A 9,714-nucleotide genomic window follows, 5' to 3' on the forward strand; every position below is an offset into this window, starting at 1 on the left:
GGTCGATCTCAGCCTGTACTTCGACGATCTGCGCCTCGATACCGTCGAGGTTGAGCGCGGTGCCCAGGGCCATGTCCCACTTGGGCAGGTAGTAGCTGTAGGCGAGCTTGGGCACCTGCACGGTCTCGTTGCCCGGCAGCGGCGAGGAATAATTGACGAAGTAGCTGTTGTTCTTCGCCACGTTGACCAGCTCGCGATTGATGTACACACCATTCGGGTCGCGCCGGTCGGCCAGGCTCTTGCCGACATCCACCGGGCTGTCGCCACGGAACAGGCGCACCACGTTGGAGTCGTGGCCGAAGAAGTAGCCGTCGGCGCCGTACTTGATCTTCGAGAGGATGGCGATGGCCTGTTCGCGACTGGCCATGTCGCCTTGGGCGGCACCATCGTAGAGGCCTTTCACCGAGCCCAGTGCGATCTGGATGTAATGCTCGAGCTCGCTGCGTTTCTCCTGCAGCAGACGCTCGCGGGTCTCGGCCACTTCGTCAGCAGCCAGATTCTGCAACACCCTCGCCGCCGTACCGCTGAGCACCAGCGCGAAAAGGATGACGGGAACCAGCGCAAGCAGGATTACCTTGGCTTTCAATGTCAGGCGCATTCTTATTGTCCTTGTGTGCGAAACCAAAAACGGGGCTACCGATGTATCGGCAGCCCCGTGGAAGAATTAAGCGACCCAAGGCGCCGAGAACTTAATCCGGCGTCTGTTCACGCCTTTACAGCAGCATAGCGGCGGCCCAACCGAACGCCAGCAGCGGCAGGTTGTAGTGCAGGAAGGTGGGCACGACGCTGTCCCAGATGTGGTTGTGCTGACCGTCGGCGTTCAACCCCGAGGTTGGTCCGAGCGTCGAGTCCGAGGCGGGTGAGCCGGCGTCGCCCAAGGCACCGGCAGTGCCGACGATGCAGACGATGGCCAGCGGGCTGAAACCCAGTTGCACGCCCAGCGGCACGAAAATCGCCGCGATGATCGGAATGGTCGAGAAGGAAGAGCCGATGCCCATGGTCACCAGCAGCCCGACCAGCAGCATCAACAGCGCGCCAACGGCCTTGTTGTGGCCAATCAGGGTTGCCGCGCTATCGACCAGCGTCTTGACCTCACCGGTGGTCTTCATCACCTCGGCGAAACCGGCAGCGGCGATCATGATGAAGCCGATCATGGCCATCATCTTCATGCCTTCGGTAAACAGGCCGTCCGCCTCCTTCCAGCGCACCACGCCGGACACAGAGAAGATCACGAAGCCGACCAGCGCGCCAATGATCATCGAGTCCAGCCACAACTGCACGACGAACGCCGCGGCGATGGCCAGCCCTGCCACCAGCAGGCTCAACGGGTTGTACTGCACGTCCACACGCTCGGCCTGCGCGACCTTTTCCAGGTCATACACGCGCTTGCCGCGATAGCTGAACAGCACTGCCACGAGCAGACCGAAGAGCATGCCCAGCGCCGGAATGGCCATGGCCTGGGTGATGCTGATGCCGGTGACGTCGACACCGGACTTGGCGACATTGGCCAGCAGGATCTCATTGAGGAAGATGCCGCCAAAACCCACCGGCAGGAACATGTACGGCGTGATCAGACCGAAGGTCAGCACGCAGGCGATCAAGCGGCGGTCCAGTTGCAACTTGCTCAATACATAGAGCAGCGGCGGTACCAGCAACGGGATGAAGGCGATATGGATCGGCAGCAGGTTCTGCGAGGAGATTGCAACAGCCAGCAGCAGTGCGATCAGCAGCCACTTCAGCGCACCACCTGCGCCTTCGTGCTGCTTGCCGACCAGCACCAGAGCCCTGTCCGCCAGGGCGTGAGCCAGGCCCGACTTGGCGATGGCCACGGCGAAAGCGCCCAGCAGCGCGTAAGACAGGGCAACCGTCGCCCCGCCACCGAGCCCCTGGTTGAACGCCTTCAGCGTGCCCTCGACGCCAAGCCCACCCAACAGCCCGCCGGCCAGCGCACCAATGATCAGCGCCACGACCACGTGTACGCGACAGAGACTGAGGACCAGCATGATGCCGACCGCAGCGATTACAGCGTTCATAAAGCACTCCACCTTCACGGCGCAAAAAGCCGCGTACTCTGCCGCAAGCGAGCCATCGCTGTCAAAACGCATGATCGTTCATTATTTAAACCGAAACGTGCATAATTCCGACCGCACACCGTATCGATCAAGAATGCGGGCCGCACACCGATAACACTGTTAGCCCATGCAGAAAGGAACGCACCATGCTGTTCAGCCGTCTTTCGATCCAGTGGAAGATCACCCTGCTCGCCGGCCTGTGCCTGCTCGCCATCGTCACCTTGCTGGTGGGCGCCTCGCAGTACCAGTCGAGCCGCAGCGCCAGCCTGGTGCGCGAAGCCAGCTCCGCCATGCTGGAAGAGAGTGCGACACTGCGCCTCAAGGCGCGTAGTGAATTACAGGCGATCCGTATCCAGCGCTACTTCATGGATGCCTACCAGTACGGCAAGGGATTTTCCCGGCAGATCCTGTTCCTGCGTGAGCAGGCAGAGAAGCGCTTTCTCGATGCCTTCGACCTGCGTGAGGACCTGACCCGCCAGGTGCGCAGCAGCCTGGAAGCCAACCCCGCCCTGCTCGGCCTGTACCTGGTGTTCGAACCCAACGCCCTGGATGGCAAGGACGAACTGTTCGCCGACCAGCCCGATCTGGGCAGCAATGACGCAGGACGCTTCGCGCTGTACTGGGCGCAACCCACAGTCGGTCAACTGGAAGCCGAGGCCATGACCGAGCAATTGCTGGGCGACACCACGCCTGGTGACAACGGCGTCGCCTACAACGCCTGGTATACCTGCCCCCGCGATACCCGCCAGGCCTGCGTGCTGGAACCTTATTACGACGACGTCGGCGGGCAGAAGACGCTGATGACCAGCATCGCCTTCCCGCTGGAACTCGATGGCAAGATCATCGGCGTCATGGGCGTGGATATCAGCCTGGCCAGCCTGCAGCAGATCAGCCAGGAGGCCAATCGCGAGCTGTACGACGGCCAGGGCCATATCAGCATCTTCAGCCCCGGCGCCTTGCTGGCAGGCCACAGCCGCGACGGCAGCCTGCTGAGCCAGCCGGTCGAACGTGCCTTTCCCGAAAACGCCAGCGAACTGCGCAGCTTAATCCAGTCAGGCAGCGACGCCGAGTTGCGGCACGCTGACATGCTCCGTGAACTCAGCCCGTTCAAACCGATTCCCGAGGCAAAACCCTGGTCGGTGCTACTCGAAGTGCCTCAGCAAGTGCTGCTCGAGCGCGCCATCGAACTGGGCGCACAGCTCGATGCCACCCGCACCCGTGACAGCCTGGTCGCACTGCTGATGGGGCTTGTCGCGGTGATCGCCGGTCTGTTGCTGATGTGGCTGACGGCACGCGGCGTAACGCGGCCGATTCTCGGCGTGGCCTCCATGCTCAAGGATATCGCCAGCGGCGAAGGCGACCTGACTCGCCGCCTGCAATACGCCCGACAGGACGAGCTGGGCGAACTCGCCGGCTGGTTCAACCGTTTCCTCGACAAGCTGCAGCCCATCATTGCCGACGTGAAAAACAGCGTGATCGACGCCCGCAGCACGGCTGATCAGTCCGCAGCGATCGCCAGCCAGACCAGCGCCGGCATGCAGCAGCAGTACCGAGAGGTCGACCAGGTGGCGACCGCCTTCCAGGAAATGAGCGCCACCGCCCAGGATGTCGCGCACAACGCCGCGCAGGCCGCAGAAGCCGCGCGCAATGCAGACCAGGCCAGTCGCGAAGGCCTGCAGGTGATCGACCGCACTACCAACACCATCGATCTTTTGGCCAATGAAATGAATGTGGCCATGCAGGAAGTCGAAGGCCTGGCCAGCAGCAGCGAGCAGATCGGCTCGGTGCTGGAAGTGATTCGCTCGATTGCCGAGCAGACCAACCTGCTCGCCCTCAACGCCGCCATCGAGGCCGCGCGTGCGGGCGAAGCCGGTCGTGGCTTTGCCGTGGTCGCCGACGAAGTACGCAACCTGGCCAAACGCACCCAGGATTCGGTCGAGGAAATCCGCCAGGTGATCGAAGGCCTGCAGAACGGCACGCGCGAGGTGGTCAGCACCATGCACAGCAGCCATCGCCAGGCTCAGGGCAGCGTCGAGCAGGTGCAGCAAGCCGTGGCCGCGCTGCAGCGCATCAGCCAGGCGGTCAGCACCATTACCGACATGAACCTGCAGATCGCCAGCGCCGCTGAGGAGCAGAGTTCGGTGGCCGAGGAGATCAACCGCAATGTCGCCTCGATCCGCGACGTCACCGAGGCCATCACCGCACAGGCCGACGAGTCGGCGCAGGTGAGCCAGAACCTCAATCGCCTGGCCAATCACCAGCAGAGCCTGATGGATCAATTCCGCGTGTAACGTCGTAGGGTGCGCCGCGCACACCAAAATACTGGCGGCGCATCAGTGGACATGACGCCAAATCATCCTCGATCTGGCGGCGCTTCCCTTGCAGCGCAGGCAGGCAATCGCCTAGCCTGCGTTCTTTTTTCGGGGAAGCAGCATGCTCAATATCGCCTTGGTCGCCGGCTCCAGCCGCAACAACAGCCAATCGGGAAAGGTCGCTCGCGTGCTGCGTCAGCGCCTGATCGAGATGGGTCAAACCACTCAGGACACCAGCAGCATCATCGATCTGGGCCTGGCGCCACTGCCGCTGTGGCCCGCTGAAGACGCCGGCCCCTGGTCCATGTATCAGCAGCAACTGGCGGCCGCCGATGCCGTGGTGATCATTGCGCCGGAGTGGAACGGCATGGCCTGTCCGGCGATCAAGAACTTCTTCATCTACGCCAGCAAGGCCGAACTGGCGCACAAGCCGGGCCTGCTGGTTGGCGTTTCCTCCGGTATTGGCGGCGCCTACCCGATCAGCGAACTGCGCGCCTCCAGCTACAAGAACTGCCGCCTGTGCTACCTGCCGGAGCACCTGATCGTGCGTCAGGTCGAGAAAGTGTTGAACGGTCCGCAGGCGGTGGACGAAGCCGATGAGCGACTCCGCGCCCGCGTCGATTACGCGCTCGATGTACTGGTGCGTTACGCCCACGCCCTGCAGCCGGTCCGCGCCGCCATCAACTTCGATAACCCGGCCTTCGCCAACGGCATGTAATAGAGAGCCTTGCACGGCCCGTAGTGTGGGTTAGCGGCGCTGAACGCAGCGTTTGCAGGCGCCAACAAACTTACCGCGCCGCGTAACCCACCAGACCGGCGTGAGCCTGAGGTTCAACGCCGTGGCAGACTGACCACCACTCGCAACCCGCCCAACGGACTGTCCTGCAGTTCGATACGGCCGTGCCAGGCCTCGATGATATCGCGCACGATGCCGAGGCCCAGGCCATGCCCTGCTACCTGCTCGTCCAGGCGGGTACCACGCCCAAGCACGGCCTCACGGCGTTCGGCATCGATGCCTGGGCCGTCATCATCGACACACAGGCGATAACCCTCGGCGCTCTCCTCCACCGTCAGTTGCACGCGCTGCTGCGCCCATTTGCAGGCGTTGTCCAGCAGGTTGCCGAGCAGCTCCAGCAGATCCTCACGGTCACGCGGCAGAACCAGGCCAGGCGGCGCCTGCCAATCCAGGCTCAGGCCGCGGTCATGAATCATCGACAAGGTGGCGAACAGCCCCGGCAGCTCCTGCGCGCAATCGAAGCGTGCACCCGGCAATACCTCGCCAGCCAGGCGCGCACGCCCCAGCTCGCGGCTCAGGCGCTGCCCGATCTGTTCCAACTGCTCGCGCATGGTCGCGCGCAATGCCGGATGGGCGGCCAACTCCTCGCGGCCGGCCAGGCTGATCAACACGGCCAGCGGCGTTTTCAGCGCGTGGCCAAGATTGCCCAGGGCATTGCGCGAGCGTTTGAGGGTGTCCTCGGTATGCGCCAACAAATGATTGACCTGCGCGACCAGAGGCTCCAGCTCTTCGGGCACCTCGGCATCCAGCTCCGTACGCCGCCCCTGCTGCAACTGCACGATCTGCTGACGCACCTGTTCCAGTGGGCGCAGGGCCCTGCGCACGGTGTAACGCTGGGCCACCAGGATCAGCAGCAGCGCAGCGCCGCCCAGCCCCAATCCCACCCACTGCATACGACGAAAGCTCTGCAGTACCGGCTGATAATCCTGTGCCACGCTGATCGACAGGTTCTCCCCATAGCGGCGATAGTCGGCGCGGTAGATCAGCAGCAACTGGCCTTGCGGGCCATCGCCCAGCTCGGCCTGCATGCCAATGCCATTGGGCTTGAGCAGCTCACGATCCCACAGCGAGCGCGAACGCCAGCTGCGGTCGGAAAAATCGATGCGAAAGTAATGCCCCGAGAATTGCCGCTGGAACGAGGGATCGAGACGCCGCTCATCCAGTTGCAAACCAGCCGGCCCGCGCACCAGTGCGGCCAACAGCCCTTGCGCTTCGTCACGCAAATCCTCTTCCAGATAAGCGCGCAGGCCACGGTCGAAGACCCAGAGACTGGCCTGTGCCAGAACCAGTCCGACCAGCAACAGCGTAGCGGCCAGGCCAATACCGAGCCGACGCTGAATGGACCTCAACCCTGCTCTCCGGTAAAGCGGTAACCCTGCCCACGGCGGGTCTCGATCACGTTGCGCCCGAGCTTGCCGCGCAGGCGGTTGACGTGCACTTCGATGACGTTGGAGTCGCGCTCGGTCTCGCCGTCATAGAGGTGGTCGGCGAGATGACTCTTGGACAGGATCTGCCCCGGATGCAGCATGAAGTAACGCAGCAAGCGAAACTCGGCGGCAGTCAGGTCAATGGCTTCGCCGCCTGCCGTCACGCACTGGCGGCTCTCGTCCAGTTGCAGGCCTGCGGCCTCCAGTTGCGGCTGGTTGGCCAGGCCATGGGCGCGGCGCAACAGCGCCTGGATACGCAGGGCCAACTCCTCGGGGTGGAAGGGTTTGGTCAGGTAGTCGTCGGCGCCGGCCTTCAGTCCTTCGATGCGCTCGGCCCAGGAACCTCGCGCAGTCAGCACCAGCACCGGCGTGGCCAGTCCGCCAGCACGCCACTCCTGCAGCACCTCCAACCCCGGTTTGCCTGGCAGGCCGAGGTCGAGAATGATCAGGTCATAAGGCTCGCTGGCACCCTGATAGGCCGCGTCACGACCATCGGCCAGCCAGTCCACGGCATAGCCCTGGCGAGTCAGGCTGGCGGTCAGTTCATCGGCCAGGGGTACATGGTCTTCCACCAGCAACAGGCGCATCAGTCGTCTTCCTCATCCTTCAGAATATTGCCGTTGCGGGCATCCAGTTCGAGCTCGCGCACCACGCCCGAGGTGGTCAGAATCTCGACTTCATAGACCAGCACGCCATCCTCTTCCTCCAGCTCCGCTTCAAGCAGCGTGGAACCGGGGTAAGCATTGCCGATGTGCTGCATCAGTTGCTCGAAGGGCATGATGACCCCTTCGCGCCGCAGGCGCAGCGCCTCATCCTGATCGAGATCGCGCGCAACGCCTGGCACGCTGGCAAAACCGCATGCCAGAACCAGCAATAGCGCGGTGGTACGTCGAAACTTCATCAATCGTCCTGGTGATTCTTGAGCATTTCCCCGGTGCTGGCATCCAGCTCCAGGTCCCACTGCACGCCCTGGGTATCGCGCAGCTCGATCTGATAGATATAGCGGCCGTATTCGTCTTCCAGCTCGGTTTCTTCGATGCGTGCACCCGGGTGTTGGGCCAGCGCCGCCTCATTGAGCTGTTCGAAGGATTTGATGGTCCCGGCATCACGCAGACGCAGGGCCTCGTCCGGGCCGAGATCGCGCGCCTGGGCAATGGTAGCGGCGCTGACGAGGGTGGCAAGTGTTGCGAGGCTGATCAATCGTTTCATGGCTTTCTCCAGCAGTGAATCAGTGACTGCCACTCTAGGCCCAGGCACTTAATTCAAGCTGAATTCACTCGCGTCATTCACCGCATGAAGTGGCTTGGCCTGCGCACTCAGCCCTCTATAATCGCCTGCTGCGAAAGGAGGCACGATGAGCGCGATCCATATCAAATCCCCTGCCCTGACGATCAAGGCCGGCCCCAGGGCCTTGGCGAGAATTCGCCAGAATGGCCTGAGCCCGGCGGACGTCGGCATCCTGCCTGGCGCGGCAGGTGGACCAAAAGGCATCGGCATTCAGGGGCTGGATCTCGCACTGTTTGGAGACTGGCTGCCCCGTGCGCCACGCGAACGCGCCCTGATCGGGGCTTCCATCGGCTCCTGGCGCTTCGCCAGCGCCTGCCTGCCAGACCCCGCCGCCGGGATTCGACGACTCGGCGAGCTATACACCTCTCAACGCTTCGCCAAGGGCGTGAGCATGGCCGAGGTGTCGGGCAGTTGCCGGCAGATGCTCAACGAGCTGCTCGCGGATCAGGATGCTGCCATCATCGCCAATCCCCACTATCGCCTGCACATTGTCGTAGTGAAGAGTCACGGCCTGCTGCAACACGATCATCGCGGCAAACTCAGCCTCGGCCTGTCATCGGTGATCGGCAACAACTTCCTGGCCCGCCAGCGCCTTGGCCGCCATTTCGACCGCGTGATTCTGCATGATGCGCGACAGGTGCCGCCCCTGGCACAGCTGAGCGACTTCCGCTCGCACTTCCATGTGCTGACCCCGGAAAACCTGCGCCACGCTCTGCTGGCTTCGGGCTCGATCCCCATGGTGATGGAGGCGATTCGTGAGATTCCCGGCCTGGAGCCGGGTGCCTATCGCGATGGCGGCCTGCTCGACTATCACCTCGACCTGCCCTACAACGGCGAAGACATCGTGCTCTATCCGCACTTCACCGATCGTGTGATACCCGGCTGGTTCGACAAGAGCATGCCTTGGCGCCGTGGCGACCGCACGCGCTTGCAGGACGTACTACTGCTGGCACCATCACGCGACTACCTGGCGCGCCTGCCACACGGCAAGCTGCCGGATCGTACCGACTTCAAGCGCTACCTGGGCAATGATGAAGGACGTGAACGCTATTGGCGCCAGGCCATGGCCGAGAGCGCGCGGCTCGGCGACGAATTTCTCGAACTGGTCGAAAGCGGCCGCCTGGCCGAACGTCTGCAACTCCTCTGATTGATCTGGTCAACCTTTTGAGCGGACGTGATTAGGCGGCAATCGGGCCATACCTGATAAACTGTGCCGCTCAACGCCAATCAGGCGGAATCATTTACGCGAGCGCTGTTCAGTGGAATTGTTCAAAGAGTTCATCTTCGAGGCGGCCCATCGCCTGCCCCACGTACCGGAAGGCCACAAATGCGGCCGCCTGCATGGTCACTCCTTTCGAGTTGCCATCTATATCGAAGGTGAAGTCGATCCCTATACCGGCTGGATTCGTGACTTCTCCGAGATCAAGGCGATCTTCAAACCGATCTACGAGCAGCTCGACCACAACTACCTGAACGACATTCCCGGCCTGGAAAACCCAACCAGCGAAGTGCTGGCCAAGTGGATCTGGCAACAGGTCAAACCACTGCTACCAGAGCTGTCGCGCGTACGCATCCACGAAACCTGCACCAGCGGCTGCGAATATCGCGGCGATTGATCATTCCCCAGAAGCACCAAAGGCCACCTCCAAGGTGGCCTTTTTATTGACGCCCCAAAGCGCCGCCAGCCCCGTAGGGTGCGCCGCGCGCACCGAGATGACTGCACCCTGAGCGGTGCGCGTAGCGCACCCTACGCGAAGCGTTGTTTTCCAGCGCACAAAGAAGAAACCCCAGACCGCTTTGGCGATCTGGGGTTTCGTATA

General features: G+C 62.8%; 9 protein-coding genes and 3 pseudogenes. 5 read left to right on the forward strand and 7 right to left on the reverse strand.

All coding sequences use genetic code 11. The annotated features are described in order from the left end of the window. Nucleotides 1–73: 73 nt before the first annotated feature. Nucleotides 74–598 (reverse strand): annotated as a pseudogene (locus INS93_RS25050) (cache domain-containing protein); the annotation flags it as partial. 115 nt (nt 599–713) lie between these two features. Beyond that, nucleotides 714–2,033 carry a Na+/H+ antiporter family protein gene (locus INS93_RS08230; RefSeq protein WP_192980987.1) on the reverse strand — a complete coding sequence of 440 codons (1,320 nt, stop codon included), beginning with the start codon at nt 2,031–2,033 and terminating at the stop codon, nt 714–716. Between the two features lie 404 nt (nt 2,034–2,437). Here INS93_RS08230 and INS93_RS25055 point away from each other — a divergent pair. From INS93_RS25055 to INS93_RS08240, 3 genes and pseudogenes are all read left to right on the forward strand, one after another. Then, nucleotides 2,438–3,457 (forward strand): annotated as a pseudogene (locus INS93_RS25055) (chemotaxis protein); the annotation flags it as partial. A 357-nt stretch (nt 3,458–3,814) separates the two neighbouring features. Further along, nucleotides 3,815–4,363: pseudogene (locus tag INS93_RS25060) on the forward strand (methyl-accepting chemotaxis protein); the annotation flags it as partial. 142 nt (nt 4,364–4,505) lie between these two features. After that, on the forward strand, nt 4,506–5,102 hold the full coding sequence (locus INS93_RS08240; RefSeq protein ID WP_160017813.1) for an NADPH-dependent FMN reductase: 597 nt from the start codon (nt 4,506–4,508) through the stop codon (nt 5,100–5,102). Nucleotides 5,103–5,215: 113 nt separating this feature from the next. On the opposite strand, the gene INS93_RS08245 is transcribed toward INS93_RS08240, so the two are convergent. The 4 genes from INS93_RS08245 to INS93_RS08260 are packed head-to-tail and all read right to left on the reverse strand — an operon-like array spanning nt 5,216 to nt 7,816. Continuing rightward, complete coding sequence (locus INS93_RS08245; protein ID WP_192980988.1) at nt 5,216–6,529, reverse strand: ATP-binding protein; 1,314 nt, start codon at nt 6,527–6,529, stop codon at nt 5,216–5,218. Then, nucleotides 6,526–7,194 carry a response regulator transcription factor gene (locus INS93_RS08250; protein ID WP_003461322.1) on the reverse strand — a complete coding sequence of 223 codons (669 nt, stop codon included), beginning with the start codon at nt 7,192–7,194 and terminating at the stop codon, nt 6,526–6,528. Before INS93_RS08250 ends, INS93_RS08245 begins: the two co-directional genes overlap by 4 nt. After that, nucleotides 7,194–7,508, reverse strand: coding sequence for a PepSY domain-containing protein (locus INS93_RS08255; RefSeq protein ID WP_160017811.1), 315 nt, complete (start codon nt 7,506–7,508; stop codon nt 7,194–7,196). Before INS93_RS08255 ends, INS93_RS08250 begins: the two co-directional genes overlap by 1 nt. Then, nucleotides 7,508–7,816, reverse strand: coding sequence for a PepSY domain-containing protein (locus tag INS93_RS08260; RefSeq protein WP_192980989.1), 309 nt, complete (start codon nt 7,814–7,816; stop codon nt 7,508–7,510). The genes INS93_RS08255 and INS93_RS08260 overlap by 1 nt, the downstream gene beginning before the upstream one ends. Before the next feature lie 145 nt (nt 7,817–7,961). On the opposite strand from INS93_RS08260, the gene INS93_RS08265 reads away from it, so the two are divergent. Next, complete coding sequence (locus INS93_RS08265; RefSeq protein WP_192980990.1) at nt 7,962–9,041, forward strand: patatin-like phospholipase family protein; 1,080 nt, start codon at nt 7,962–7,964, stop codon at nt 9,039–9,041. A 112-nt stretch (nt 9,042–9,153) separates the two neighbouring features. Beyond that, nucleotides 9,154–9,510: a 6-carboxytetrahydropterin synthase QueD gene (queD, locus tag INS93_RS08270; RefSeq protein WP_003461315.1), complete on the forward strand. Its 357-nt coding sequence runs from the start codon at nt 9,154–9,156 to the stop codon at nt 9,508–9,510. Here queD and INS93_RS24675 read toward each other — a convergent pair. After that, nucleotides 9,511–9,714: hypothetical protein (locus tag INS93_RS24675; RefSeq protein WP_226945378.1), on the reverse strand; the 204-nt coding region annotated here is incomplete at its 5' end.

It is taken from the genome of Pseudomonas sp. EggHat1 (assembly GCF_014892995.1).
Lineage (GTDB): Bacteria > Pseudomonadota > Gammaproteobacteria > Pseudomonadales > Pseudomonadaceae > Aquipseudomonas > Aquipseudomonas chaetocerotis.